The 26,901-nt window shown below is 58.0% G+C and carries 21 protein-coding genes; 12 read left to right on the forward strand and 9 right to left on the reverse strand.

Features of this window, described 5'->3' with window-relative positions:
- Positions 1-6 precede the first annotated feature (6 nt).
- From QQF73_RS09770 to QQF73_RS09780, 3 genes are read left to right on the forward strand one after another with little or no spacing between them, the layout of a single operon-like run.
- Positions 7-693, forward strand: coding sequence for an ABC transporter ATP-binding protein (locus tag QQF73_RS09770; protein WP_285368068.1), 687 nt, complete (start codon positions 7-9; stop codon positions 691-693).
- Positions 690-3,194 carry an ABC transporter permease gene (locus tag QQF73_RS09775; protein WP_285368069.1) on the forward strand — a complete coding sequence of 835 codons (2,505 nt, stop codon included), beginning with the start codon at positions 690-692 and terminating at the stop codon, positions 3,192-3,194. Before QQF73_RS09770 ends, QQF73_RS09775 begins: the two co-directional genes overlap by 4 nt.
- The gene (locus tag QQF73_RS09780) at positions 3,187-4,314 is read left to right on the forward strand and encodes a hypothetical protein (protein WP_285368070.1); all 1,128 of its coding nucleotides are present in this window, start codon (positions 3,187-3,189) and stop codon (positions 4,312-4,314) included. Before QQF73_RS09775 ends, QQF73_RS09780 begins: the two co-directional genes overlap by 8 nt.
- Positions 4,315-4,359: 45 nt before the next feature.
- Here the strand turns inward: QQF73_RS09780 and QQF73_RS09785 are convergent, their stop codons facing one another.
- The 3 genes from QQF73_RS09785 to QQF73_RS09795 are packed head-to-tail and all read right to left on the reverse strand — an operon-like array spanning position 4,360 to position 7,274.
- Positions 4,360-5,175: an anti-sigma factor family protein gene (locus tag QQF73_RS09785; protein WP_285368071.1), complete on the reverse strand. Its 816-nt coding sequence runs from the start codon at positions 5,173-5,175 to the stop codon at positions 4,360-4,362.
- The gene (locus tag QQF73_RS09790; protein ID WP_285368072.1) at positions 5,172-5,750 is read right to left on the reverse strand and encodes an RNA polymerase sigma factor; all 579 of its coding nucleotides are present in this window, start codon (positions 5,748-5,750) and stop codon (positions 5,172-5,174) included. Before QQF73_RS09790 ends, QQF73_RS09785 begins: the two co-directional genes overlap by 4 nt.
- A 51-nt stretch (positions 5,751-5,801) precedes the next feature.
- Positions 5,802-7,274: a YVTN family beta-propeller repeat protein gene (locus QQF73_RS09795; RefSeq protein WP_285368074.1), complete on the reverse strand. Its 1,473-nt coding sequence runs from the start codon at positions 7,272-7,274 to the stop codon at positions 5,802-5,804.
- Positions 7,275-7,576: 302 nt separating this feature from the next.
- On the opposite strand from QQF73_RS09795, the gene QQF73_RS09800 reads away from it, so the two are divergent.
- The 4 genes from QQF73_RS09800 (at position 7,577) to QQF73_RS09815 (ending at position 12,488) form a co-directional block, all read left to right on the forward strand.
- Positions 7,577-9,061, forward strand: coding sequence for a glutamate-cysteine ligase family protein (locus tag QQF73_RS09800; protein WP_219865655.1), 1,485 nt, complete (start codon positions 7,577-7,579; stop codon positions 9,059-9,061).
- Complete coding sequence (locus tag QQF73_RS09805) at positions 9,058-10,098, forward strand: M14 family metallopeptidase (RefSeq protein ID WP_285368075.1); 1,041 nt, start codon at positions 9,058-9,060, stop codon at positions 10,096-10,098. Before QQF73_RS09800 ends, QQF73_RS09805 begins: the two co-directional genes overlap by 4 nt.
- A 348-nt stretch (positions 10,099-10,446) precedes the next feature.
- On the forward strand, positions 10,447-11,577 hold the full coding sequence (locus QQF73_RS09810) for a mechanosensitive ion channel family protein (protein ID WP_285368076.1): 1,131 nt from the start codon (positions 10,447-10,449) through the stop codon (positions 11,575-11,577).
- Positions 11,574-12,488 carry a pirin family protein gene (locus tag QQF73_RS09815; RefSeq protein ID WP_285368077.1) on the forward strand — a complete coding sequence of 305 codons (915 nt, stop codon included), beginning with the start codon at positions 11,574-11,576 and terminating at the stop codon, positions 12,486-12,488. The genes QQF73_RS09810 and QQF73_RS09815 overlap by 4 nt, the downstream gene beginning before the upstream one ends.
- A gap of 4 nt (positions 12,489-12,492) precedes the next feature.
- Here the strand turns inward: QQF73_RS09815 and QQF73_RS09820 are convergent, their stop codons facing one another.
- Positions 12,493-13,557: an NAD-dependent epimerase/dehydratase family protein gene (locus tag QQF73_RS09820; RefSeq protein ID WP_219865651.1), complete on the reverse strand. Its 1,065-nt coding sequence runs from the start codon at positions 13,555-13,557 to the stop codon at positions 12,493-12,495.
- 319 nt (positions 13,558-13,876) lie between these two features.
- Between QQF73_RS09820 and QQF73_RS09825 the strand changes: the two genes are divergently transcribed.
- Positions 13,877-14,809, forward strand: a complete 933-nt coding sequence (locus tag QQF73_RS09825) for an NAD-dependent epimerase/dehydratase family protein (RefSeq protein ID WP_219865650.1) — start codon at positions 13,877-13,879, stop codon at positions 14,807-14,809.
- Positions 14,810-14,853: 44 nt separating this feature from the next.
- Here the strand turns inward: QQF73_RS09825 and QQF73_RS09830 are convergent, their stop codons facing one another.
- Complete coding sequence (locus QQF73_RS09830; RefSeq protein WP_285368079.1) at positions 14,854-16,317, reverse strand: malate:quinone oxidoreductase; 1,464 nt, start codon at positions 16,315-16,317, stop codon at positions 14,854-14,856.
- 112 nt (positions 16,318-16,429) lie between these two features.
- Positions 16,430-17,809: an L-serine ammonia-lyase gene (locus QQF73_RS09835; protein WP_285368080.1), complete on the reverse strand. Its 1,380-nt coding sequence runs from the start codon at positions 17,807-17,809 to the stop codon at positions 16,430-16,432.
- 304 nt (positions 17,810-18,113) lie between these two features.
- Here QQF73_RS09835 and QQF73_RS09840 point away from each other — a divergent pair, with 304 nt between their 5' ends.
- The 4 genes from QQF73_RS09840 to QQF73_RS09855 are packed head-to-tail and all read left to right on the forward strand — an operon-like array spanning position 18,114 to position 23,726.
- Positions 18,114-19,298, forward strand: a complete 1,185-nt coding sequence (locus QQF73_RS09840) for a thiamine pyrophosphate-dependent dehydrogenase E1 component subunit alpha (RefSeq protein ID WP_285368081.1) — start codon at positions 18,114-18,116, stop codon at positions 19,296-19,298.
- A 1-nt stretch (position 19,299) separates the two neighbouring features.
- Positions 19,300-20,277: an alpha-ketoacid dehydrogenase subunit beta gene (locus tag QQF73_RS09845; protein ID WP_219865646.1), complete on the forward strand. Its 978-nt coding sequence runs from the start codon at positions 19,300-19,302 to the stop codon at positions 20,275-20,277.
- A gap of 26 nt (positions 20,278-20,303) precedes the next feature.
- Positions 20,304-21,878: a dihydrolipoyllysine-residue acetyltransferase gene (locus tag QQF73_RS09850; RefSeq protein WP_219865645.1), complete on the forward strand. Its 1,575-nt coding sequence runs from the start codon at positions 20,304-20,306 to the stop codon at positions 21,876-21,878.
- Between the two features lie 9 nt (positions 21,879-21,887).
- Positions 21,888-23,726: a protein kinase domain-containing protein gene (locus tag QQF73_RS09855; protein WP_219865644.1), complete on the forward strand. Its 1,839-nt coding sequence runs from the start codon at positions 21,888-21,890 to the stop codon at positions 23,724-23,726.
- 177 nt (positions 23,727-23,903) lie between these two features.
- Here the strand turns inward: QQF73_RS09855 and QQF73_RS09860 are convergent, their stop codons facing one another.
- From QQF73_RS09860 to QQF73_RS09870, 3 genes are read right to left on the reverse strand one after another with little or no spacing between them, the layout of a single operon-like run.
- Positions 23,904-24,290 carry a DUF302 domain-containing protein gene (locus tag QQF73_RS09860; protein ID WP_219865643.1) on the reverse strand — a complete coding sequence of 129 codons (387 nt, stop codon included), beginning with the start codon at positions 24,288-24,290 and terminating at the stop codon, positions 23,904-23,906.
- Positions 24,291-24,314: 24 nt separating this feature from the next.
- On the reverse strand, positions 24,315-26,663 hold the full coding sequence (locus QQF73_RS09865; RefSeq protein ID WP_285368086.1) for a heavy metal translocating P-type ATPase: 2,349 nt from the start codon (positions 26,661-26,663) through the stop codon (positions 24,315-24,317).
- The gene (locus QQF73_RS09870; RefSeq protein WP_219865641.1) at positions 26,656-26,898 is read right to left on the reverse strand and encodes a hypothetical protein; all 243 of its coding nucleotides are present in this window, start codon (positions 26,896-26,898) and stop codon (positions 26,656-26,658) included. The genes QQF73_RS09865 and QQF73_RS09870 overlap by 8 nt, the downstream gene beginning before the upstream one ends.
- Positions 26,899-26,901: the final 3 nt, after the last annotated feature.

Consider the following 26,901-nt stretch of genomic DNA (forward strand, 5'->3'; position numbering starts at 1 on the left):
CACGTCATGGCGATTGTGAATGTGGAAAAAACCTCACGCATCTACCGTCAGGACAGCGTGGCGGTCAAAGCTCTCGATGACGTTTCCGTGGCGATCGAGGCCGGTGAATTCACTACCCTGGTAGGGCCGTCTGGTTCCGGTAAGACCACCCTGCTCAACCAGATCGGTGCCCTGGATGAACCCACTTCTGGCCGCATCCAGATCGATGGTCAGGAGATCACCGGCCTCAACCGCAGGAAGCGCACCGCCTTGCGATTGTGGAAGATCGGTTTCGTGTTCCAGGAATACAACCTGATCGGTGTGCTTTCGGCCCAGGAAAACGTGGAATACGTGCTGATGCTGCGCGGTATGCCATTCCGCGAGCGACGCGAAAAGGCGCGGCAGATATTGGCAGAGGTCGGTCTGGAAGGGATGGAAGGTCGCCTACCCAACGAACTGTCTGGCGGTCAGCAGCAGCGGGTGGCGGTGGCACGTGCCATTGTCAGCCAGCCGGCCATTGTTCTGGCCGACGAACCCACCGCCAACCTCGACTCCAGGACCGGCGCCGCCCTGCTGGACATGATGCGGCGTATGAACGACGAGCACGGCGTGACCTTCGTCTTCTCGACCCATGATCCCATGGTGATGGCGCGGGCCCGCCGGGTGGTGCACCTCAAGGACGGTCGCATCGAGCGTGAGGAGCACCGGTCATGATGGCCTGGCTGCGATTGGCCCTGGGCAACCTGCGCGCCAACCGCCGCCGCACTGGCATCACCCTGCTCTCCCTGACCGTCGGTGTGGCCGGGCTGGTGTTCCTGTGGGCCTTTATCGACGGCATCAACGCCCAGATGATCAATAACATGACCGGCTACGTGACCGGCGACCTCAAGGTGCACAAACGCGGCTTCCACGACGATCGAGAAATGAACATCGCTTTGCCGCAGCAATGGCAGCTGAGGGAGGCTATCGCCGATGTCCCCGGAGTGGACGCCGCCACGCCCCGGGTCACCGGCCACGCGCTGGCCAGTCTCGCCGACCAGTCCCGGGCCCTGCAGGTAATGGGGGTGGCGCCAGAGCAGGAGCGCTCCGTCACGCGGCTGGACCGATCCATCGTCCAGGGCCGCTATCTGCAATCCGGTAACGAAATCGTCCTTGGTACGGGCGCCGCCCGGGCACTGGAGGTGGCCCTGGACGACGAACTGGCCCTGGTGGTGCAGGCAGCGGACGGTTCCATTGGCGCCGACCGCTTCAAGGTGGTGGGACTGTTTGAAACCGGCGTGAAACGCATAGACAGCGGTGTGGCGCAGATCCCTCTTGATGCAGCCCAGTCCCTGTATGCCTTCTGGGGCCGGGTTACGGAGATCGCCGCCCGGGTGGATGATCCCGACCGCCTCACCGGTGTCGTGGCAACCCTGGAGACACAGTTGGGCGAGCGTGGTGTGGAAGTCCTCGACTGGCCCGCCCTGATGCCGTCGCTGATGCAAATGGTCGATTTTCACAACGCGGTGACCTACATCGTTATCTTCGTGGTGTTTGTGGTGGTGGCGGCCGGTATCGTCAACACCATCCTGATGTCTGTGATGGAGCGCGGCCGGGAGTTCGGGGTGATGATGGCTTTGGGCACCTCCGGGTCGCGGATTGTGCAACTGGTGCTGATGGAAACCACCCTGCTGGCCCTGGTGGGCTATGCCCTTGGCCTGCTCCTGGGCCTGGCCGTGACCACCTATTACGCCAGCCACGGCCTCGACTTTACCGCCTACATCCAGGCCATGGACACCATGCCGGGGCTGAGCGGGATCGTTTATCCCACCACCAGTCCCGGCCGTTGGCTGATCATTGGCGTGGTGGTGGTCATTGTGGCCCTGCTGGCCGCCGTTGTGCCGGCCTGGATTGCCAGTCGCCATACGCCCCTGGAAGCCATGGACGCCCATCGCGGCGCCAGCAACCGTCTGCGCCGGGTCCGTGCCGAGGTCACCGCCAACAATCGTCTGCTGATTTTTGCCCAGATGGCCCTGCGCTCGGTGTTCCGTAATCCGCGCCGCTCTCTGATCACCGCCTCGGCTACCGCGTTCGGGCTCGCCGCCTATCTGTTCCTCTACGGTTTCACCGATGGCTTCTTCGAGCAGATGATCCGCAACTCCACCCAACAGTTGAGTGGCCATGTGCAGGTGATGCAGCGGGGCCATGATGTGGATCTGTCTCCGGCCCTGCGTATCTCCGATACCGCCTCCCGCGTGCAGGCGCTGGCGCAGCAGCCCAACGTCGAAGCCGTCGCCCCGCGGGTGCAGGTCAAGGCCATGGTCGCCAATCCCAAAACCAGCCGCCCGGTGGAGGTGGTGGGCGTGGACCCGGAGCGGGAAAGGCAGGTAACCCGATTGGCGAATTACATCGTTGAAGGCCATTATGTGGAACCCGCCGGCGACGGCATCGTGATCGGCCAGAAACTGGCAGACGATCTGGACGCCCGCCTGGGCGACAAGCTGGTCGTCACCGTCCAGCAGGCCAGCGGTGACCTCGCCTCCAGTGCTTACCCGATCGCCGGAATTTACCGCACCGGGAGCGACCTGTTCGACAGTGAGTACGTCTTCACGAGCCTCACCAGAGCCCGGACTCTGCTCGGTTTCCAGCCCGACCAGGCCTCGCGTATCGCCCTTCGGTTGCAGGACCGCAGCCAAAGCACACCTCTGGCCCGGGACCTTAACCGCACCCTGCCTGATGATTTGGTGGCCCAGGACTGGGAAACCCTGTTACCCATAGTGATGCAAATGATCGACATGACCCGGATCGACTTTTACCTGATCCTGTCGGTGGTGTTCGTCGTGGTTGCGATCGGTGTCATGAACACCATGGTGATGTCGGTGATGGAGCGCACCCGTGAGCTGGGTGTGATGCTGGCGTTGGGAACGCGCGGCTCCCAGGTGGTGCTGACCATCCTCTTTGAGGCGCTGTTTCTGGCGCTACTGGGCATGGCCGCCGGCAGTGTGGTCGGAACCCTGATCGTGGCCTGGTATAACCGGAGGGGGATCGACCTCTCGGCCGTCGCTCATTCATTTGAAGCCGTTCCCGGAGTAACGGACGTGATTTACCCGGTGCTCATCTTCGACCACGTCTGGCTGCCTGGTCTGCTGCTTTTCATCTGCTCCGTTCTGGTGGCCCTGTATCCGGCGCGACGGGCATCAAGACTGGATCCGGTGGAGGCGATTCGCCATGGTTAAGCGTACATGCGCTGCAATCGCGGTGAGTCTGATGCTGGCGCCGCCCGCCGGGGCCGACTTCAGTCATTCCGGCTCGCTCAAGAACCTCACTGTGGGTTCGCGTTCTCTGGTGGACGACGATCCGTATGTGTCGAACCTCACCCGTCTGCGCCTGGAACCGCACTATCGCCAGGGCGACTGGACCCTGGAGGCGGCCTACGATGTGGAACTGGTCACCGGCAGCTTCCTCGACAGCCCCGAGTTCGCGCTGCTCAAGGACGCCCCGGATCCGCGATACTGGGACCTGCAGGGCGAGCTGACCGAATCCGGCGATCTTGTGGCCCGCCACCAATTGTACCGGGGCACGGTGCAGTGGCGCTCACCGCTGGGGGATTGGCGTTTCGGACGGCAGCAGGTGAACTGGTCCACGGCTCTCATCTGGAACCCCATGGATATCCTCAACCCGGTGAGCCCCCTGCAACTGGAACCGGATGAACGCATTGGCGTCGATGCCCTGCTCTGGGATACGCCCTGGGGCGCCCTGGGCCGGATCAGTGCCGTGCATGCCCCGCAGCATGAGGATGACGATGCCAGCACCGCGGCCCGGGTCAAACGCTTCGTGGCCGGTGTGGATGCCAGTGTGATGGCCGGAACCTTCGCCGATGTCACCAAGGCTGGTGTCGGCGGCAGCGGTTCACTGGCCGGCACCGGCTGGCGCATGGAAGCGGTGTGGAGCGAGCCCGACGAAGAAGCCAGCTACTGGCAGGCGGTGGCGGATCTCAACTGGTCGTTCCGCAACGGCGTCAATCTTGCCCTGGAATACTTTTACAACGGCCGGCCCGCGCCAGATCCTGGACTGTCTCTCAGCCGCCTGGCGGCCGGAGAGCCCCAATACGCGGACCGCCACTACACCGGCCTCCTGGTTTGGCAGGACATCAATCCCTTTTGGCAGTACCGAGTGGTCGCCATCCGCAACGCCGACGACCACAGCTGGGTGGTCTATCCCCGCTCAACCTGGACACTGCCGGTGCCCCTAGAGGTGTATCTGACAGCTGGCGTGCAGCTGTTTGGCGGCAATGACAACAGTGAATACGGGGCCCTCAACAACCTGGGATTGCTGGAAGCCCAGTGGTTTTTTTGAAGGCGGTAAAGCGTAGACGACCGATTCGTTGTGGTCGTCTACTGTCTAAACAGATTCGAACTCCAAGTCACTGGTGGCCGGCATCGCATTCGCTGGCCCGACAATCAGTAAGCCGGCTTCCTTCATCGGCACGGCCAACACTTCGAGCTGGTTTTCGTGAGTACGGTAGCCGCCCATTGTCGCCATGGCCTGCCGCACATCAGGGTTTCTGAACAGCACGTGTTCCGAAATGCGGTACTGAATCACCAGGCTGTTGCCCCGGCGCATGGCAAAGGCCTGAGCGGGCTCACCGCCCACGGTGGTGTGCCAGGTGGCAAGTAGACGACCACCTGCCAACTTGGCTGGAGCTGAAATGTCAGCGGTATTTGACAGCGCAGGCAGGTCCGTGAGAGCCACCTTTTGATAGTCTGCCAACGCATCACTCACCATCCGGATATGGTCGTGACTCCTGAGGCCCACGTCGGGCAACAACAGCACCCCGGCGAGCACCAGTGCCACTACCCATCCTCCGGTACCGACCACCGCCGGACGGTACAAGCCGGTCAGCCATTGCCTTAGATTGAACCTGGTGGTTGTTCTCGGGGCCGGGGCGGAGTAATCCGGTGCGTCTGCAAGCGCCTTATCCAGTCGCTTATGCAGCTCAAACGGCATGCGGGTTGTCGGCATCTCCTGGAAGCGTCGGCTCATGACCTGCTGACGGGCAACGTCCGCACGACAGGCTTCGCAGCCGGCCAGGTGCGCCTCGACCAAGGCTGTGTGATGGTCATCCAGCTCGCCATCCACGTAGCCTGCGAGCCAGTCCTGAAGTTCGAGGTGGAGTTGGGAAAAGCGCCCGGCTTCTGATTTTTCGACGTCGTTCATGTGGGTTTACCGCCGTGTATAGAGGTTGCAGCCAATCCATCGGCGGATTCCGTCCTGATAAGCAGGCTGGCTAGAAGCCGCCGCCCTCTCGATAACCGGCTCATAACCGTACCCTGTGCAATGTCCAGAACCTCTCCCACTTCCTGATAATTCAATCCTTCAACATCCCGTAACAAGACAACCTGGCGAAAATTATCCGGTAACGCCTGCACTGCCTTCATGAACTGCTCATTGCTTTGCGTTTGCACGGTCTGCTCGAACGGTCCGGCCGATGTGCAGGCCTGCTCCTGAAGAAATGCGTCGCCGGTGGTGAGCATCGGTGCCAGTTGGTCTCGCCGCGCGTTACGCCGAACGTCATCAGCCACCACCCGATTCAGGATCTTAAGCAACCACGCATACACCGCCACCTGATCCGTAAGCTGCGCGAAGTCACGCCACGCCCGAAGCAGGGCCTCCTGCGTCCAGTCCTCGGCTACCTCCCGCGACTGGGTCTGGCGCAGCGCGACACCGAACAACCTGTCACGCCAGGGGCGAGTCAGGGCGTCGAACTGCTGTTTACTCCGGGCTTTGCGCATCCATAGTGCCTGTAAGAGTTCCTATAAGAGAGCCTATCCGGGGCCAAACCTTCAGGGGTTGCCGGGAACAGCGACCCAGAACGGGAATGTGCCATCGACAGGCTCCTGGCGTACCACCTGCAGGGACTCCAGATCAATAACGGTTATCAGATTGTCTGCGGTCACGGACGCATAAAGGTAACGGCCGTCGGCGCTTGCGCGCACGCCATGGGGCCCGGTGCCGACTTCCGGGTTGGCCACAACAGTAAGACTGTCAGCATCAATCACCGTCACCCGGGATGCAGAGATGGCTCCCGTGGCCACATACCGACTGTTCGGAATTACGTCGATGCCACCGTGGCCTGCGCCGACCTTGAATACCTTGAGGACTTTCTCACTGTCCAGGTCCAACACACCCACGTGGCCAACGAAATCACGAATCCATAACCGACGGCCGTCCTCGGAAATATCAATATTGTGGGGGCTATCCAGCCCTGGCGTCGGTATGGCGCGCTGTTTGTCGAGCGTTGTCATATCCACCACGGCTAACGCGCCCTCGCCCTGCAAGGTAACGTAAGCGAGGCTGCTATCCTCGTTAAAAATGATGTTGTGGGGCGTGTCACCCACATTGACCTTTTTGACCAGTGACAGGGTCTCAATGTCGATGACGGCAATTTCTCCCAGCGTGGTTGCCACGGCAAGGCCATAACGTCCGTCGGGTGACACTTTAACGCCCTGCACCACCTTGCCGATCGGAAAGCTCGCCTGAATCTCGCCGTTATCCGTGTCCATGATGTAGACATTGCCGGTTTTGAACCCGGACACCATCAGCTGTTTACCATCCGGGCTCAGCGCAGTGTAGTGAGCGCCCTCCACACCCGGCCAGGTGGACTTTGAAGGGAAACGTTCAACAACACCGGAATTCTGAACTGCAGCATAGATCGGTTTAGGAACGGCCTGCTCTAACGACACTTTGGCCGCCGTGCCAGCAGCTGACGCATCCTGAGAGGCGGCCGGGCCTGAACTCTGCTCACCAGTTCCCATGACGGCCTGACGCAACTGGTGGACGTCTTTCCCAGAGAAATCCTTGCCAGAGAGCGCGCTCACCTCCTCGGCGGTATAGGGTTGGAAATCGGGGGATATTCGCTCCCGATTGCCAAACGCCGTTAACACGTAATTCAGGACATCCGCGATTTGCTGGTCGCTGAGCGAACCGCCCCAGGCGGGCATATTGCCATTGTAGGCTGTTCCTTCGACGTCAATCGAGCCGGTCAGGCCGTATTGCAGCACATGGGCCAGATAGTCTCGCCCACCGATACCGCCATTGGCATTGAAGATGTTTGCAGCGTGCCCCTTCTGAGGCGGGAACGACCCGGGCATGCCCTCACCTCCGGCCTGATGGCAAGCGGCGCATTGCTGGCTGTAGACCTCTTCTCCCCGGGCAATACTGTCTTCTCCCGGCGCTGCTGTGACAGCACTGGTGCCGGAGATAAGACCGATTGAAAGCACCAGTTTTAACATCGGCGAAATACGTTGGTTTACCATTGTTAGAGTCCTGATTCGCAGGTGGAACCGTGAAGCCTTCAGCCAACGGCGGCTGCTCTTTCTTTATAAGCATATGTGCCGAGCGAGCTTCACGGGGTCAAAAATGTTTACAGTCCCCTACCAAGGCGTCACTGGGATTCGATTTATTCCCCCTTTTTACGATTTTCTGAGCTGGCCCAAGCTCATAATCACTTTGTGAGCCTTGATCATCCTGCCTGGCTCCCTCTTTAGCGGTCTTGGGCTGGTGGCGGGCGCATCTTCCACTACTATCAAGGTAAGTAAGCCCTGGAGACGATGTTACCGTGGGACTGTCGATCAAAAAGACGGAATTTTCGGCGGAAGAGTTTGAACGTTTTGCTGCCAAGGTCCGGACGGACCTTACAGCACTCAATCGGCTTCTGAACCGGCCCGGGTTTGGCGCGGGAGAGAGTTCCATTGGCGCCGAGGTCGAGTTCTACATCGTAAACCCTGACCTGCGAGTTCAACCTATCAACACAGAAATCGCCGCCAGCGTCCAGGACCCCCAACTGACGGTTGAGCTCAACCGCTTCAATCTCGAATACAACCTCAGCCCCCAGGCCTTCAAGGGCGATCCGTTTGCCAGAACAGAGCAAGAGCTGCTTGCTGCCATCAGACGCATCAACCAGCACGCCGCACCATTGGATGGGGAGCTGATAGCGATCGGTATTCTGCCCACACTCCGCGAGTCCGATATCGACGCGAAGGTGATGACAGATGAACCCCGATACCACGCGCTATCCAACGCGCTGGTCAAACAACGAGGCGAGCCATTCAGCATCCATATCGGTGGCAACGATGTCATAGATCTGGAGGCCGACGACGTCACCATGGAAGGGGCCAATACCTCATTCCAGCTGCACTGGCGGGTGCCCGCCAACCGTTTCGCCGATTATTTCAATGCGGTCCAGCTGGTCACGCCGATTGTCCTGGCTCTGGCCAGCAATTCGCCCAGCCTGTTTGGCCACCAACTGTGGGACGAAACCCGCATTGCGCTGTTCAAGCAATCCATCGACAGCCGATCCCCCAATCATAAAACCTGGCGCCACCCACCAAGGGTCTATTACGGAAACGGCTGGGCCCGCAGCGCCTGGGAACTGTTTGCGGCCTCCGCCTCGCTGTATCCCCCCATCATTCCGCTGATGTCGGATGAAGATCCGATGGCCGTCATTGATCGCGGAGGGGTGCCGAAACTGGCCGAGCTGCGCCTGCACCAGGGAACCACCTGGCCCTGGAACCGGGCCATCTTTGATCACGAAGAAGGTGGTCATCTACGCATCGAGATTCGTTCCATGCCTGCAGGGCCGACTGCCGTTGATATGTGTGCGAACGGACTGTTCGTGATCGGGGCGGCCTTGGCAGTGCTCGATGACATCCGTCATCTGACGTCAATACTCCCCTTCCATTACACCGAACACAATTTCTACCGCGCCGCCAAATATGGCATCGATGCAGAAATCATCTGGCCGCACAAGGATCAGGTTCAGTTGCAGGAGACGCCTCTGTTGACCGTGGCCCGTGACCTGCTGCCGCGTGCCCGGGAAGCATTGAACCGAACAGCCATGGACGAGACGGAAATTCACCGCCTGCTGGGAATCATCGAAGGCCGCATCGAGTCCAACATATCTGGCGCCCGGTGGCAGCGCCACATCACCGAGTCTTTCCTGAGGTCCCTGAGTCCAGATGAAGCGTTCCGGAGTATGCTGTCTCTCTACATGGCCAACCAGAAGAAAAACAGGCCACTCCATGAATGGACGCTATCACCGTGAGCAACTCGAACGTTCTTGATTATCTGAATGATCCGTCACCCCGGACGCTGGGTCGCTCACCCCTGGAGTGGCTGGACCGACTGCACAAGCCCACGGTTGTTCGTGTGGCCGGCCGCGATCGTTCTCGTACCCGGGCCATGGCAACGCTTCTTCACGGCAATGAGCCTTCGGGTCTGTTTGCGCTTCACCGGTGGTTACTTGAGCAGCAAACGCCCGAGGTCAACATGCTGTTTCTCCTGGGAGGCGTCTATCCCGCGAAAATCCCGCCTGCCCTCTCACTGCGCCAGCTTCCCGAAGGACGTGATCTCAACCGATGCTTCAAAGAACCTTTCGAGGGGGAGGAAGGTGCGATTGCCGAGGCCATGCTGGCAGAGCTTCGCAAAGAGAACCTCGAATGCTTGCTGGACGTTCACAACACGTCAGGCACAGGTCCCGCCTTCGCTGTGACCATCACCAATGACGGCGCCCATCAGGCGCTGACCTCTCTCTTTACCGACCGCCTCATCATGACGGACCTTCGTCTGGGCGCCTTGATGGAATATTCGGAACAGGAGGTACCCACGGTGACCATCGAATGTGGTGGGTCACAGGATGATCTAGCTCATCAGCTGGCGTACGACGGACTCGTTCGGTATACGTCGAGACCGGATGTGTTGTCGCTTGAAACAGCGGATTGGGACGTCGCCGTGTTGCGAAATCCGATTCGGGTGGAACTGGCTCCTGAAGCGACCATAGAATATCGGCTTGAACCCACTGGTCAGGCTGACCTCACGTTTCCGCCAGACATCGAACACCGCAATTTTGGGATTGTTTCTCCAGACGAGCCTCTGGGGTGGATTGGAGAAAAAGGCCTGAGCGTACTCACAGCGATCGGCCACAACCGGACGGAAAACATGGAGCGGATTCTTCGGGTCAAGAATGGGCAGATCTACCCCGCCCAGGCCATCAAGGCCTTCATGATTACCACCAACCCGATTATTGCCAAGAGTGACTGCTTGTTCTATGCGGTCAAAGCAACAGGCGAACCTATATTTTGAAGAATCCAACGAGTCCCAGAGGCGCCGAATTTAGTACGTCGGGCGGTCGTCTATCAGGCTGAATTTCAGGATTCCCCAGACGGACTCTGCTATATATTATGGGATTCGACCCAATCTTCCTCACAGGCGATAAGCGCAGTCTGCTTACTATTTATTGGTAAAAAGCAGTTCAAGGTAACATTGATGCGCGTAAATAAAGTCCTGCTCCTTTCGTTGGTATGCGCCCTTACACTAATCAACGAAGTCCGGGCCCAGGCGCCAGCAGATTCGAGCTCCAGGCCCGCGAATGATCCTATTCTTACGAATCCTCAGATCTCAGTAGAGGAGCTTTCACATCGTATCGTTCCCATGAAAAAAGAGGAGCTCAAGCCCCTCGCGCTCGCCTGGCAAGATGTCGTGAAAGCGGAAACCGAGAAGATCTCGGAAAAGAAAATAAGCCTGCGCCAAGATCCGGACGCGGTCTATAGAGAAGCCTATCAGGAAGTCGCGAGCATGGTGGAAGCGCGAATGGCTACATTTGAGCGCTACACGATGGTGGTGGATGCTTTCGAAAGCAAAGGTGGAGATCCTGACCTGGTGAAGGATTTCCGCACCTATCGTGACTCTATCCTTTTTAACGAAACGGCCCTTGCGAGCCCCCGCGCAATCTTTCTGGCCATTCTGAACTGGGCGACCCGTCGCGATGGCGGTATAGCCGTTCTCAAGGACATCGGGATTGTTCTTCTTGCTTTCCTGGCACTGCTTGCGGTTGCGCGAACCGTTGGAGCTGCTGCCCGCAAATGGATTGGACGGGTTCCGACCATTTCAAAACTGCTGGAGACATTTCTTGTTGGTGTGGTTTTCTGGCTAGTCCTCACCATGGGTCTTCTGCTCGTCCTGGCTGGCCTGGGAGTCAATATAGCGCCTATCTTCGCAATGATTGGTGGCGCTTCTTTCATTCTGGCTTTCGCCCTTCAGGATACCCTGGGGAATCTCGCGAGCGGGCTCATGATCATGATCAACCAGCCGTTTGATGAGGGCGACTACGTCCAGGTTGGTGGTGTTGGGGGCACCGTGAAATCTGTGAGCATTGTCGCGACCACCGTTGCCACGCCAGACAATCAGGTGATTGTAATTCCGAACAAAAATGTCTGGGGGAATGTAATAACCAACGTAACGGCAAGCACCACGCGGCGGGTGGACCTGGTATTCGGTATTTCCTATGAGGACTCTATTCCTGAGGCACTGGAAGTTATGAACCGTGTGGTGAGTAACCACCCGTCAATTTTAAGTGACCCTGAGCCTGTCATTCGGGTTCATCAGCTCTCCGAAAGTTCTGTTAATTTCATCTGTCGCCCTTGGGTAAAAACCGAGGACTATTGGGCCGTATACTGGGACCTGACACATCAGATGAAAGAGGCTTTCGATGAGGCGGGGATTTCCATGCCCTACCCGCAGCGTGACGTTCATATAAAGAACCGCACAGGAGCGCGATCATGAGTAATCCCACAAAATCGCTGGTATTAGAGTGCAATATCGCTCAATCCTGCGGCGCCATTGAGCTACTGATAGAACCCAAGGAGAAGGATCTGGGTGGATTCTCCGTTCGACGAGTCTTGCCAACCAAAGAACGGCAAATGGTCGGCCCCTGGATCTTCTTTGACCACATGGGTCCGGCGCGTTTTCCTGCCGGGGACGGCATCAATCTTCGCCCTCACCCGCACATCAACCTTGCTACTGTGACCTATCTTTATGAGGGTGAGCTCCTCCATCGCGACTCTCTCGGTAATCGCCAGCCCATCAAGCCCGGTGACATAAACCTTATGGTGGCTGGCAAGGGGATAGTGCATTCCGAAAGAGAACGCCCCGAGGTAACTGCCTCCGACCATACATTGCATGGCCTTCAGCTTTGGCTGGCACTGCCTGAAGCGAAAGAGGAAATGGCTCCGGCGTTTATACACTATCCGGGTGAAATGATTCCGGCCACGGTGGTTGATGGCGTTCCCGTCCGAGTGATCATGGGGAGTGCTTTCGGCCTGACCTCACCAGTAGACGTGTTTTCAGACACCCTCTACCTCGAGGCTCATTTGCAACCGGGACAAAGCCTCACCCTGCCCCATGCCGAAGAACGGGGCCTTTATGTTGCGCAAGGTTCGCTTGTCGCAGGGGATACCGATATCCCGCAGTTTACGATGGCGGTTTTGGGGCCCGAGCCTGATGTCGAAGTTGTGGCGAAGGAGGAAACCCGAATCGCTCTGATCGGGGGAGAACCGTTCTCACCCCGTTATATGGAGTGGAACTTCGTTTCCAGCCGGGCTGAACGAATCGAACAGGCCAAATCTGACTGGAAAGCGGGTCGCTTCCCAGTCGTTCCCGGCGACGAAGTTGAGTTTATTCCATTACCGGAATAGGGCTTCAGCGCCGCGGTAGCAGCCCACTGTCAATCATTTGCTGAAAGAACCCCTCCATGGATTCCTTGACTGGTCTGTAGGAAAGCCCCAACTCCCGTTTGCCTTTGCTATTGTCCGCTCGCCACGGCCAATCCACGTTGCGGGCGATGAACGTCCGGTTAATCGTTTTGTCGGCCAGCGGTCCGACCAGCCACACCAGCCATTTTGGCAGGGCCCGTCGGGGAACCGGGTAACGATCGCCGTATTTCTCCCGAAGAGTCTGGGCCAGCTCAAAAAAATCGGTGTTGTGGCCGGAAACAATATAGCGCCCGGCGGCCTCTGGCGTGAATCCGGCCTGGAAATGAGCCTCTGCGACATCACGTACATCAACCACCCCAATCCCGACGCGTGGTACCCCGGGTTTCATCCGGCCATCCCCCATCTGTTTGATCAGGTTGAAACTTTCCGATGTTGCATGGGGGTTGATACCGGGGCCAATAACAAGGGAAGGATTGATAGTCACGAGATCCCATTGATCCTGCTGTTCCGCAATTTTCCACGCCTCCTGTTCGGCCACTGTCTTGGAATAGGAGTACGGCTGGTTGTCCAGGGATGAACTCGTGTTCCAGATAGACTCGTCGATTACTCCGTTGGGCGCATTTTTCAGATCGGCGTTGTCGCCGTAAATCGCGGCACAGCTGCTGGTCACCACAACACGTTTCACGCCTGGCGTCTTCGTCGCCTGAGAGAGAACATTCCGGGTACCCAGTTTTGCAGGTTCGACCAATTCCTTCAGCGGATCCGACACAGCCCGGGTAAAGGGCGAAGCGGTGTGGAAGACCAACTCGCAGCCGGCCATAGCATCGGCGTACGATCCATCTTCCAACAAGTCGGCCTTGAAGTAGCGAATCGTTCCCGGTGCCCCTTCGGCTATCGAGTTCAGGTATTTGAGTTTCTCAGGGTCATCGGGATCCCGGACCGCTGCGTGAACGGTTAAACCCTCGTCCAACAGGCGCTTCACCAACCAACCGGCGACATAGCCGGTGGCCCCGGTGACAAGTACTGGGGCGGTTTTATCAATCGTTTTCACGTTCAACTCCTGACGCGATGCGGTGGAAGACTGAATATAGCATTATGCGTGTCGCGAGATCGGGTGGGACTGGCAGAACACGCCAAATCACTCGCAATCGCAGTGCACCCTGTAATCTTTGCCCATGAGGTCCGCCCTCGGCACCAATCGTGAGTTAAAGTGCTCGGGTATATTATTGTTACCGCATAGAAACCATCAATTAGTCTACTTTTGGTGACCACCATCGACTATGAGCTTGAACGAAAAAGCAGGCGTCTAAACAGTTAGATACGGTCGAAAAAAAGTGGTCAATCCGTCGAACGGATACGGAGAAAGACACATGCAAACGATCCTCGGGGCAACCGGGCAAATCGGGCGGGAACTGGCGCTCAGTCTGAAGAGGGACCACACCAGCAGTATTCGTCTGGTCAGCCGCTATCCAGAGAAGATCAACGATTCTGACAAGCTGGTCAGCGCTGACCTGATGGACGCTTCACAGACTCTGGAGGCGGTTGGGGGTTCGGAGATTGTTTACATGACCGCCGGATTGCCCCTCGACAGCCAGCTTTGGACAGACCGCTGGCCGGTTATGATGCGCAACGTGATCGATGCCTGTGCCGCGCACGGCGCCAAGCTGGTGTACTTCGACAATACCTATATGTATTCCCAGACCAGCGAACCCCAGCTGGAAGATGCGCCGTTCAGGCCCAACGGCCCCAAAGGCCGCGTCCGTGCCGAGATCACACGGATGCTACTGGATGCCATGGACCGGGAGCATATTGAAGCAGTGATATGTCGCGCCCCGGAATTCTACGGGCCGGGCAGGACACAAAGCATTACCAACTCGACGGTGATCGACAACCTGCTCGCAGGAAAACCGGCAAAGGTATTCTTGCGTGACGATACCCTGAGAACATTGATTTTTACCCCGGACGCGAGTCGTGCCATGGCACTCCTTGGCAACACACCGGATGCCTACGGGCAGACCTGGCACCTACCCTGTGACGACAACCGCCTCACCTACCGCCAGTTTGTCGAACTGGCCGCCGGAATTTTCGGGGTGGATGCAAGCTACAAGGTGCTCAAGCGCTGGCAGATCTGGCTGGCTGCTCGGGCTAACAAAACGATACGGGAGACGGAAGAGTTGCTGCCCCGATACAAGACCGACAATCTCTTCATTTCAGAGAAATTCAAATCACGGTTTCCGGACTTCAGAGTGACAACGTATCGCGAAGGTCTAACCCGGATTCGGGATGAGCATGCTACTCGTTAATTGAGGTTCTGAACCAGAATGGGGACCAACCGGTCCCCCTCCAGCTATTGCGCCCCGGACCAGGTGATTCCCAACTGATTGTTCACGGCATCCCGGATTTCGCGGTATCGATCGGGTTCGTTGATCAGCTTATCCAGATCATCCTCGGGGAAAATCTCTTTCAGTTTCTCCTTGGTTTTCTCCTTCGTGAAAATAGCCGGGAGCATCTGTTCGAGGCAGCGCAGCATGACCTCGGGCGACACCGATGCCCCGGGTGAGGCCCCGAGCAAGGTCCCGTAGCTTTTGTCACTGGAGACGAGGATCTCGGTACCCATCTGCAAATCTCCGTCCTTAATGATTTGCACCCGCTGGCCGGCCTCAACCGGTTTCCAGTTGAATTTCTTGCTCATGCCAGGAGCAAAGCTTTCCAGCTCCTCGAACATGCTCTTTTCACCTTTAAAGGTTTCTGAGACCAGATATTTCACCAACGGAAAATGCTCGAGTGCGACGTTTAGCAAGCCGGGAATGTCGTGCAGGCGCATTGAACGGAGGTAATCGACGAAGCCCCGGCCCTTTTCCAGAACGGGCTTGAACGACGCAAACGGACCGAACAGCAGGTAGTGCTGGCAATCGGCCACCCGCAAATCAAGATGCGGAACGGACATGGGAGGCGCGCCCACTTTCGCTTTGCCGTAGGTTTTTGCGCGATATTGGTCAGCCTGTTCTTCACTGATCGGCGCCTGCAAAAACCGGCCGCCTACGGGAAAGCCCGTGAATCGGCCACGGAACGGCAAGTGGCTTTTCTTCAGAATGGGAAATGCGCCGCCACCCGCTCCGACAAACAGTACGTCGGCCCTGTGCTGAATGGCGCTCCCACGCTGTTCCGCCTCAATCAGCCAGCTGCCTGCGGGGCTGCGATGCACTCGCTTTACATGGGTGCCGTATTCAATTTTGACCCCCAGTTCATTAGCGGCGTAGGCGGCCATTTGCTCGGTCAGCGATCCGAAATTAACATCCGTGCCTGTTTCGATGACGGTAGCCGCCATTTTTTCGTGGGTTGGCCGTCCCTCCATCAGATAAGGGATCCAGCTTTTTATCTCGTCGAACTCCTCCGAAAAACGCATGTGTTCGAAAAAGTGGTGAGCTGACATTTCCTTGAACCGTAGCCGCAGTTCTTCGATGGCCGGTTCAGCCACGATGGTGCAGTGTTTGGTTTGATTGATGAACGTTCTGGGGTCCTTGATCGCTCCATTTTTGATCAGATAGGCCCAGAATTGTTTGGCAACGTTGAACTGCGCGTGGATTTTCAGAGCCTTTTCAACGGAGATAACCTCTTCATCCACCGGGGTATAGTTGAGCTCGCAGTTCGCTTCATGCCCGGTGCCGGCGTTGTTGAATACCCATGAATTGCCTGCGCCGGGGCCGTCCAGTCGCTCCAGGATGGTGATATCCAACTCGGGGGCCAGTTCTTTCGCCAGGGTGGCAAAAGTTGTTCCCATAATTCCCGCGCCGATGATTATTACATTCATTGCATCCGTTCCTTATCAGTTCGCCAGATCAACAGGTTACTACGTATGTCATGCGGATGTACGGCCTTCACCTTCTGTTGGACCGACGTAACTCTTCGCTCATACAAGGTGATCAGCATTCGATTGCATTAACCGCAAGCCCGCCTCGGGAGGTTTCTTTGTACTTGTCCTGCATATCCATGCCGGTTTCACGCATTGTTTTGATGACCTTGTCCAACGAAATAAAATGCTTTCCGCTCCCCCGCAGTGCCATTTGGGCCGCGTTAATGGCCTTGACCGCAGCAATCGCGTTCCTTTCGATACACGGAACCTGAACCAGTCCTCCGACCGGATCGCAGGTTAATCCGAGGTTATGTTCCAGACCGATCTCCGCAGCGTTCTCCACCTGTTCCGGCGAGCCGCCCAGCACCTCGCACAACCCTGCCGCTGCCATCGCGCAGGCGGACCCTACTTCACCCTGGCAACCAACCTCAGCACCAGAGATTGATGCATTTTCCTTGCAGAGGGCTCCAATCGCTGCCGCTGCCAGCAGAAAATCAGTCACATCGTTGTCTGACGCGTTCGGCTCGAATTCCATGTAGTACATAAGAACCGCCGGAATGATGCCCGCGGCGCCGTTGGTCGGGGCGGTTACCATACGACCACCACAGGCGTTTTCTTCATTGACGGCCAATGCATACAGGTTTACCCAGTCCATGGCGCCCAGTGTCGAGCTGATAACATTGGGCTGGGCACTGCTAAGTAACGACTGGTGGAGCCCCTTTGCACGGCGCTCTACCCCAAGCCCGCCGGGAAGTGGACCCTCCTTGCGCAGGCCGGAGGCAATGCAGTCGCTCATCGCCGTCCAGATGTTCAATACTCCTGCACGGATCTCAGGCTCGGGACGCCAGACCTTCTCGTTCTCCAGAACCAGCTGACTGATTCGTAGCCCGTGCCTGTTGCAAAGCTCCAGCAATTCCGCAGAACGGCTGAAACGGTAGGGAAGCTTTGCCTGAGGTACCAACATGGCACCTTCCACCGCCTGACTTTCCTCAATCACAAAGCCACCGCCCACAGAATAGAACGTATTCTCAAAAAGCAGCCGATCGTTCTCGTCAAGAGCCTCTATTCGGAGCGCATTCGGGTGGTATGGCAGTGTCTCGTCCAGAAAACGGAGATCCCGGCTCCAATCGAAGGCCACCGGGTATTGGCCGGGCAGGTCCAGAACCCCGGTCTGTTTGAGCTGCTCCACGGTCGGCCGAATGATCTCGGGATCAACACTGCCGGGGCGGTGGCCCATCAGGCCTAAAACAATCGCATGATCGGTGCCATGCCCCTTCCCCGTTGCACTTAACGAGCCATATAGCCCGACCCGAATGCGCCTGACCTTCGCAATCAATTCACCGGACTCAAGTTGCTGCACAAAGGTAGCAGCCGCAACCATGGGGCCGACCGTGTGGGAGCTGGACGGGCCAATGCCTATTTTGAACAGATCGAAAACGGATACAGACATAGGAACACCCGATCAGGTTATTGGTTTTGGGGCAGCCTGGTGCCGAGATCGGTGACGAACCGACCCGCGGATCCCCTGAAAACCGGCGCGTTTACTGAAGTGTAGATTCATATCCCGCCCATTTAGACCAGGTACTCAACATTAAAATCCGCACTATGGGTCTACCCTCGAAATGCAGTTTACGTTAAGGTAAACCAGCCTAAGCCGAATCACACCAGATTCCAACAGGCTGTCTTTCAAGACATTAACTACACTCCCAAAAGGAGTGTTTTGTTCCTCAGGCCGACACCCCAGGAAGAGGATTATGACAACAACAAAGTCCAAAGTTGTGTATTCCCCAGTGTTTACCGACGGTGCGGAATTCCGAATTCCGACCTTCAAGCTCTTGAAACAGGACGGCTCGCTCTACAAGAGTGCCAAGGCCCCTGATCTCGATAAGGAAAAGGCCCTTCGTATTTACCGGGCCATGATCACTACCCGAATTCTCGATGAGCGTATGCTTGCCGCCCAGCGGCAGGGACGTTTGAGCTTTTACATGCAATGCACCGGCGAAGAGGCCGCCGTTATTGGCAGTGCCGCCGCGCTGGATGACAACGACATGATCATGGCTCAGTACCGGGAACAAGGCGCCCTCGCCTATCGCGGTTTTTCCATCGACGAGTTCATGAACCAGTTGTTCGGCAACGAACTGGACTATGGCAAGGGCCGCCAGATGCCCGTCCACTATGGCTCCAAGAAGCTGAACTACATGACCATTTCGTCTCCGCTGGCCACCCAGATACCCCAGGCCACCGGCTACGCCTACGGCCAGAAGATGGCGGGGGACGGCCATTGCACGATCACCTATTTCGGTGAAGGTGCTGCCTCCGAAGGTGACTTCCACGCCGCACTGAACATGGCCGCCGTTCACCGTGTGCCGGTGATATTCCTTTGCCGGAACAACGGATACGCCATTTCCACGCCCGCCGCAGAACAATTTGCGGCCGATGGCGTCGCGCCCCGGGCCTATGGCTACAAGATGGATGTGATCCGCGTGGATGGTAACGACATTCTGGCCATGTACGAGGCCACCCGGGCCGCCCGGGCCATGGCTGTTGAACATAACCGCCCGGTGCTGATCGAAGCAATGAGCTATCGCCTCGCAGCGCACTCTTCATCCGACGATCCTTCCGGCTACCGTAGCAAGGATGAGGAAGCCGTGTGGCGTGAAAAGGACCCGATCCTCCGGATGCGCCTCTGGCTCGAAAGCAAGAAATGGTGGAGCGAGGAGGACGAGAAACAGCTTCAGGAGAACATGCGTCGTGAGGTGCTCGAGACCATGAAGCGCGCGCAGAAGCGGCCACCACCGCCACTGGAGACGCTGGTGAGTGATGTCTACGACGAAGTACCACCGATGCTGGCTGAGCAGTTCGAAAAGCTCAAGGCCCATATCCGCAGATACCCAGACGAATATCCGAAGAGCGCCGAGCACGCCAAGGGAGGGGCCTGAGATGTCCAAGATGAATATGCTCCAGGCCATCAACAATGCCCTGGATACCGCCATGGGAGCGGACGAACGAGTACTCTGTTTCGGTGAGGATGTTGGCGTCTTCGGGGGCGTTTTTCGTGCTACCAGCAACCTGCAACAGAAATACGGTAAGGCCCGTTGCTTCAACACACCGCTGGTGGAACAGGGCATCATCGGCTTCGCCAATGGTCTCGCCGCCCAGGGATCGGTGCCCGTCGCGGAGATTCAGTTCGCCGATTACATTTTTCCGGCGTTCGACCAGATCGTCAACGAATCGGCCAAGTTCCGCTATCGTTCTGGCGACCTGTTCAACGTCGGTGGGCTGACCATTCGGGCCCCCTATGGCGGCGGCATTGCTGGTGGTCTCTATCACTCCCAGTCACCCGAAGCCTATTTCGCCCATACTCCGGGTCTGAAGATCGTGGTGCCACGCAATCCCCATCAGGCCAAGGGGCTTTTGCTGGGAGCTATCCATGATCCGAACCCTACCCTGTTCTTCGAGCCCAAACGCCTCTATCGCGCATCGGTTGGCGAAGTGCCCGACGAGGACTATCGTTTGCCGCTGGGCGAAGCCGAGGTCATCAAGGAAGGCACTGACATCACGCTCCTCGGCTGGGGTGCCCAGATGGAAGTGATTGAGCAGGCAGTCGAGCTCGCCGAGAAAGACGGCATTTCCTGCGAGGTCATCGACCTCAGGACGATTCTGCCCTGGGACGTGGAAACCGTGGCGAATTCGGTGTTCAAGACCGGGCGCCTGGTGGTCACCCATGAAGCTCCCCTGACCGGAGGTTTTGCCGGTGAAATCGCCGCGACCATACAGGAGCGCTGCTTCCTGTACCTGGAGTCGCCGATCGCGAGGGTTACCGGGATGGATACACCCTTCCCGCTGGTGCTGGAGAAAGAGCACCTGCCCAACCACCTGAAGGTCTACGAGGCCATCAGGGCGAGCGTCGAATTCTAGGCTGATATCAGGACAGGAGAGCGAACATGAGTGATTTTATACTGCCCGATATCGGTGAAGGTATCGTGGAATGCGAACTGGTCAAATGGCTGGTCAGCGAAGGCGATGTAATCGAGGAAGACCAGCCGGTGGCCGAGGTGATGACGGACAAGGCCCTGGTGGAAATACCGGCGCCCTACAAGGGCCGGGTGACCCGCCTTTATTACAAGGAAGGCGATATCGCCAAGGTTCACGCACCGCTGTTTGAGCTGGTCGATGAGTCCGGCGACACCACCGAACCGAAGCCCGAGCCCGAGCCGGCACCCGCGGCGGAAGCGGAGCCCGTCCAGACTCCCCGACCCGAAAACAATGCGACCGAAGACTTTATCCTGCCGGATATCGGCGAAGGCATTGTGGAGTGCGAAGTGGTGGAATGGCGCGTGGCCGAGGGTGATGAGATTGAGGAAGACCAGCCTGTGGTCGACGTCATGACCGACAAGGCAATGGTCGAAATCACCGCGCCCAAGGCCGGCCGGATCACCAAACTGTACCACCAGCAACAGGCCATGGCCCGGGTGCACTCGCCACTGTTTGCCTTTATTCCACGTGATCGTGAAGAGCCAGTGGAGACAACCGCCAAATCCGCACCAACCCCGGAACCTGCAACAGACACGGCCACGGCACCTGAAAGTGCGACCGTGAACCGGCAGCGGATTCCCGCCAGTCCCGCCGTGCGCCGTCTGGTCCGGGAACACGAGCTGAGCCTGGGTGACATCGCCGGTTCCGGTAAGGACGGGCGGGTGTTGAAGGCAGATGTGCTGGCCCACCTCGAGAAACCCGCATCGGACCGGGTGCGCGCCAGCGACTCGCAACCCGACAGCTCCAGCGGTGCCCGCAAACAACCCGGGCATGAGCAGGAAGTACGGGTGGAGCCTCTGAAGGGAGTCAGGGCGGCAATGGCCCGCAGCATGGTGGCATCAGCAACCACCATTCCTCATTTTATCTACAGTGAGGAGATTGATGTAACCGATCTGCTGAGCCTGCGGGAACAACTCAAGCCTGAGGCCGAGGCCCGGGGTTCAAGGCTGACAATGATGCCCTTCTTCATGAAGGCAATGGCCTTGGCGGTACAGGAGTTCCCTGTTCTCAACAGCCGGCTCAACGACGACGTCAGCGAAATCCATTACCTGCCCCAGTGCAATATCGGCATGGCCGTGGACGGGAAAGCGGGGTTGATGGTGCCTAACGTTAAAGGAGCTGAAAGCCTCACCCTGCTGGGCATTGCCGATGAAGTGGCCCGCCTGACCGAAGCGGCCCGATCCGGCCGTGTCAGCCAGGAAGACCTCAAAGGCGGCACCATCACCATCTCGAACATTGGTGCGCTGGGGGGGACTTATGCGTCGCCCATTATCAACGCACCGGAGGTGGCCATCGTAGCACTGGGCCGGACCCAGAAATTGCCTCGTTTCGACGCCAACGGCCAGGTGGTCGAGCGCGCGATTCTGACCGTCAGCTGGGCAGGCGACCATCGGATCATTGATGGGGGTACCATCGCGCGTTTCTGCAATCGCTGGAAGGGCTACCTGGAGTCACCCCAATCCATGCTCTTGCATATGGGCTGACGAGGCATCATGGCGCAGAACAATCAACTGCAGCAGTTCTATATTCCGGAAGAGCAGTCGATCTACCTGCTCAGCCATGATGACGCCAAGAAGCTGAAGGACTGGGTGGCGCTATGCACCACCCAGCTCCGCCAACTCGGTTACCGGGACATTGAGCTGATCGGCAAGGGCGCCTACGGCTTTGTGTTTTCGGGCCGACTGCCGAACCCGGGCATCGACGGCCCTGAGCACGTCTTCAAATTCACCCGCATCAACCTGCCCCAGCACCTCCAGGATCGACTGGAGGATGAAGCCTATATACTCGAGCAGGTCCGGCACCCGAGGGTGCCGCGGCTGATTTCCTACCAACGTGCCAACAACCAGCCAATCCTCGTGATGGAACGAGCCGCCGGTCTGAATCTCGAGGAAGTATCCCTGCGGGAGGGGCGCCTGAAACCCCGACTGATCATGCGAATAGCCGATCAGCTTGCGGACATACTACGCAATCTGCGCCGTGAAAACGGGCCTGCCGGACGCCCCATTGTTCACGGCGACATCAAGCCATCCAACCTGGTCTTCGACGCCAGCACAGAGAACATTGCTCTGATCGACTGGGGCTCATCCGTGTTTGCCCAGTTGGACGCCAATCAGCAATTTATTACCTCTAATGTGATGGAGCTGATGTCCGACAACCTCCAGCAGACCAACGCCCGGCTGGGAGATGTCTATTTTATTGGCGATGAGCAGCTGAACGGCGGCCTGTCTTCCCCCCGTTTTGATGAACAGGGTGCAGCCGGCACGCTGTATGCCCTGGCCTCCGCCCAGTCATGCCGGTTCGGGCATCGGGCAATACCCGCCACATCGTTGGGGCTGCCGATGGAGTTTGCGCGCATGCTTGATGGCATGCTGGCGCCGGATCTGGATACCCGTTGCAAGGCCGGCGATTACTACCTGCGAGAGATGCCAAGAATGGCTCGTACCGTGATGATCGACTTGCCTCATCAGCCAGTCGTGGCGCAAGTACCGGTCTGGGTGCGGGAGTCTGAACAGGAAATCGACACGGTGGTTTACAGTTCACGGAAATCGTTTCTGCGCGAAGAAGGCGCCCCGGAAACGCTCAATGACGTCAACGACGTGCAGCTGGACCGCTACTACAAGAACTTCATGCAGGGCATGGGCGAAACCGAAAAGGCGTTTCTGGCCGCCGTCAGCCGGCTTGGTCGGTACCCGGTTGAGGGCGGTCTCGCAGTGCGCTGGGAAACCGACGGTGTTTACATCGATACCTCCCTGAACCTGCACGACCCGGCTCTGAAGTCTGCCTTTGTCCAGGCGGTCAACAACATGGTCTACCTGGCCCAGGCGATTTATCGCAAGGGTATCTTCAAGAGCTGTCTGTTCAACGCCCGCAACACCCTCCACATTGACCGCGACGAGCCCGACCAGCCTTTTCTGGTATCGCCCGACATGCAACTGCATTACGAGGTCAGCGCTGCACCGGAGGTGGAAGACGAAACTCGCGTGCACTCCTACTTCGAGGACGGCCCGGACCCGGAGGAGTTTCTTGTGCTCCCCGAGACAATCATCCACGCCCTGGAGGCACTGAACAACATTCACCACACCGGCATGATCATCTTCGAGGCCCTGCCCCGCCATCTGAAGATTCACAGCCATTACCGCCTGCTTGATCCAGACATGGAACACGAATTCAGCCGGCTTCTGAACGAGATCCTGTCAGCAGTGGAGCAGATCACCGGGCTTGGCGTGTCCGGGTTCATGAAAATGCCCTACAAGGACACCCGGTTCTTCCCCCATATCGAGCGCTTGCCGGAGCGTTTTTACCCGCGGAATCCCCGCACCGAGAAGATCTAGACACGGTCCGTTTCAGTGGCTTCGAGACGTCGCCCCTCAAGCAAAATCTCGATGTAATGCCTCGCGGCAAAATTGCGGACATGTGACACCCGAGTTTACACCCGGTTAATCACGCCCCCACAAGGGCCGTGAGCGAAGTTTCCTCTCACGTTTTATGTGGGGGGCAGGTGTTCTGAACTAGATTGCCTCGACTACCGCAGACAACATATCCCGGACTTTGCCAGCGACCTGCTTGAGCTCATCATTATCGATGGCCGTCATGGACGCAACGGGGTCAATCGCGCTGACCTCCACACCGTCTGCAACTTCCCGGAGAATTACGTTGCATGGCAGCATCGCACCGACACGGGGTTCCAGGCCAATGGCCTCCCAGGCCATGCCGGGATTGCAGGCGCCCAGTATCCGGTATGCCGGCATATCCTTGTCGAGTTTCTTCTTCATCGTGGCCTTGACGTCGATCTCAGTCAGCACCCCGAATCCATGATCTGCCAGAGTTTCCCGGACTTTCTTGTCCGCATCCTCGAAATCCACGTTCTTGATAACTCGATTGATCGTATATGACATAGCATCCCCCAACTATTCAGTGGTTCAGGTAGATTGATCCAGTTTGATCACCCTCAATCGCAGCGCATTGACTATCACACTCACCGAGGACAGCGACATGGCCGCCGCGGCAAAGATCGGAGATAGCAGTATGCCGAAAAAGGGGTACAGAATCCCCGCCGCAATTGGAACGCCAGCGGAGTTGTAGACAAAAGCAAAAAACAGGTTCTGCCGGATGTTGCGCATGGTCCCCAGAGACAACCGACGCGCCTCCACGATGCCCATCAAATCACCCCGCAGCAATGTAATGCCGGCACTCTCGATGGCGACATCGGTGCCGGTGCCCATGGCCACGCCGACATCGGCCGTTGCCAGCGCTGGCGCATCGTTAACGCCGTCGCCGGCCATCACCACAATGCGGCCTTCATCTTTCAGGCGCTGGACAATCTTGCCCTTGTCTTCCGGCAGAACTTCCGCTTCCACTTCGTCGATGTGCAATTTGCGGGCAACCGCTTCGGCCGAGGTTCGGTTATCGCCGGTCAGCATGACCACCCGGATGCCGTCCTTCTGAAGGGCCGAAATGGCCGCTTCCGTGGTTTCCTTGACCGGATCGGCAATGGCGAGCAGACCAACAATTTCGCCATCTACAGCCGCGAAAATCACCGTGGCGCCGTCCTTGCGGAGCTGTTCGGCCTCAGTTTCAAACCCAGAGGTATCGACGTTTTCGGATTCCATCAACAGTCGGTTGCCGATCAATACCTGCCGCCCCTCGATATTGCCGGTTACGCCCTTACCATTTGGAGAATCAAAGCCTTCAGCGTCCGGCAGCTCGAGCCCCATTGCGGTGGCTTTTTCAAGAACGGCATGGGCCAGCGGATGCTCGCTGCCTTTCTCCAGGCCGCCGGCAAACCGCATCAGCTCCTCGTCACTGAACCCCTCGGCCGCAACCAGCTTTGTGACCTGAGGTTTGCCTTCAGTCAGCGTGCCAGTCTTGTCCACCACGACCGTATCCACCTTTTCCATCCGCTCCAGCGCCTCTGCATCCCGGATCAGCACCCCGCTTTGGGCACCCCGTCCGACACCCACCATGATCGACATGGGTGTTGCCAGTCCCAGTGCACAGGGACAGGCGATGATCAGCACGCTCACCGCAGCGATCAGACCGAAGGCCATGGGCGGTGTTGGCCCGAGGAAGGACCAGGCAATAAAGGCGATAATGGAGATCAGGATTACAGCCGGCACAAAATAACCCGCCACCTTGTCGGCCAGGCCCTGGATGGGTGCACGACTGCGCTGGGCACTTGCCACCATCTGTACGATCTGGGCCAGCATGGTATCCCGGCCTACCTTATCGGCCCGCATGATAAAGCTGCCCTGCTGGTTGATGCTGCCGCCGATCACCTGATCGCCGCTTTTCTTGCTGACCGCCAGGGGCTCACCGGTCACCATGGATTCATCCACATTCGAACCGCCCTCAAGCACTTCGCCGTCCAGGGGGACCTTGTCTCCCGGTCGCACCCGCAGGCGGTCGCCAACCTTGACCTGATCCAGTGAAACATCGGTTTCACCGCCGTTTTCATCCAGTTTCCGGGCTGTTGCGGGAGCCAGGTCGAGCAGGGCCTTGATGGCGCCGGACGTTTTCTCCCGGGCACGGAGTTCCAGCACCTGGCCCAGCAACACCAGAACCACGATGACAGCGGCCGCTTCAAAATATACGGCTACGGAGCCATCTTCCTGCCGAAATGCATCAGGGAAAACCTGCGGCGTCAGAGTCGCCACCAGACTGTAGATCAGCGCCACACCGGTACCGATAGCAATCAAGGTGAACATATTCAGGTTACGGCTGACCACGGACTTCCAGCCCCGGACAAAGAACGGCCAGCCACACCAGAGGACAACCGGCGTTGCCAGCACCAACTGGATCCAGTTAGATATCTGAGGAGCAACAATGTGATCGAGCCCGGTCAGGTGCCCACCCATTTCAAGCACCAGCACCGGCAAGGTCAGTACCAAGCCGATCCAGAACCGTCGGGTCATGTCCCTGAGCTCTTCTGACGGTCCTTCATCGAGACTCACCTGCTCCGGCTCCAGAGCCATGCCGCAGATGGGGCAATCACCCGGACCTTCCTGCCGGATTTCGGGGTGCATGGGGCAGGTGTATATGGTGCCGGGAGCCACGGATTCTTCACGTTTCCGTTCATTACCGAGATAACGGCCCGGATCCTTCTCGAACTTCGACTGGCAGCCGTCGGAGCAGAAATACCAGGTTTTTCCGCCGTGCTGGCTCCGATGCTCCGCCGTGTGGGGGTCTACGGACATTCCGCAAACCGGATCCTTGGCGAGATGTTCGCCGGCTTCACCTTCACCGTGGTGAGCATGCTGGTGCTCAGGCATCCGCACCCCCTTGTTTATCCGCGGGCCATTCAGAAAATGCAATGAAGTAAAGCAGGAACAGATTGAGCACTGGAACCAGTATCAGAATACCCATCCAGCCCGGATATCCCGTGCGCTGGCAGATGCGCCATGCCGGGATGACAACCACAATGCCTATCACCAGCATCCACAGCCAGTGCCCTGCCCACATCGTGTCATAAAACATGGTATTACCAAACGTTCCATTTCCCATCATGAT

Origin of the sequence: Marinobacter albus, from assembly GCF_030238305.1 — a bacterium.
In the GTDB taxonomy this organism is placed as follows: Bacteria; Pseudomonadota; Gammaproteobacteria; order Pseudomonadales; family Oleiphilaceae; genus Marinobacter; species Marinobacter albus.

Coding starts and splice junctions, on each gene's coding strand:
- QQF73_RS09870 (WP_219865641.1), bottom strand. CDS start 26,898: ATGATGGGAAATGGAACGTTTGGTAATACCATGTTTTATGACACGATG.
- QQF73_RS09845 (WP_219865646.1), top strand. CDS start 19,300: ATGTCCAAGATGAATATGCTCCAGGCCATCAACAATGCCCTGGATACC.
- QQF73_RS09815 (WP_285368077.1), top strand. CDS start 11,574: ATGAGTAATCCCACAAAATCGCTGGTATTAGAGTGCAATATCGCTCAA.
- QQF73_RS09780 (WP_285368070.1), top strand. CDS start 3,187: ATGGTTAAGCGTACATGCGCTGCAATCGCGGTGAGTCTGATGCTGGCG.
- QQF73_RS09830 (WP_285368079.1), bottom strand. CDS start 16,317: ATGAATGTAATAATCATCGGCGCGGGAATTATGGGAACAACTTTTGCC.
- QQF73_RS09840 (WP_285368081.1), top strand. CDS start 18,114: ATGACAACAACAAAGTCCAAAGTTGTGTATTCCCCAGTGTTTACCGAC.
- QQF73_RS09810 (WP_285368076.1), top strand. CDS start 10,447: ATGAAAAAAGAGGAGCTCAAGCCCCTCGCGCTCGCCTGGCAAGATGTC.
- QQF73_RS09785 (WP_285368071.1), bottom strand. CDS start 5,175: ATGAACGACGTCGAAAAATCAGAAGCCGGGCGCTTTTCCCAACTCCAC.
- QQF73_RS09775 (WP_285368069.1), top strand. CDS start 690: ATGATGGCCTGGCTGCGATTGGCCCTGGGCAACCTGCGCGCCAACCGC.
- QQF73_RS09855 (WP_219865644.1), top strand. CDS start 21,888: ATGGCGCAGAACAATCAACTGCAGCAGTTCTATATTCCGGAAGAGCAG.
- QQF73_RS09790 (WP_285368072.1), bottom strand. CDS start 5,750: ATGCGCAAAGCCCGGAGTAAACAGCAGTTCGACGCCCTGACTCGCCCC.
- QQF73_RS09850 (WP_219865645.1), top strand. CDS start 20,304: ATGAGTGATTTTATACTGCCCGATATCGGTGAAGGTATCGTGGAATGC.
- QQF73_RS09770 (WP_285368068.1), top strand. CDS start 7: ATGGCGATTGTGAATGTGGAAAAAACCTCACGCATCTACCGTCAGGAC.
- QQF73_RS09795 (WP_285368074.1), bottom strand. CDS start 7,274: ATGGTAAACCAACGTATTTCGCCGATGTTAAAACTGGTGCTTTCAATC.
- QQF73_RS09865 (WP_285368086.1), bottom strand. CDS start 26,663: ATGCCTGAGCACCAGCATGCTCACCACGGTGAAGGTGAAGCCGGCGAA.
- QQF73_RS09835 (WP_285368080.1), bottom strand. CDS start 17,809: ATGTCTGTATCCGTTTTCGATCTGTTCAAAATAGGCATTGGCCCGTCC.
- QQF73_RS09860 (WP_219865643.1), bottom strand. CDS start 24,290: ATGTCATATACGATCAATCGAGTTATCAAGAACGTGGATTTCGAGGAT.
- QQF73_RS09825 (WP_219865650.1), top strand. CDS start 13,877: ATGCAAACGATCCTCGGGGCAACCGGGCAAATCGGGCGGGAACTGGCG.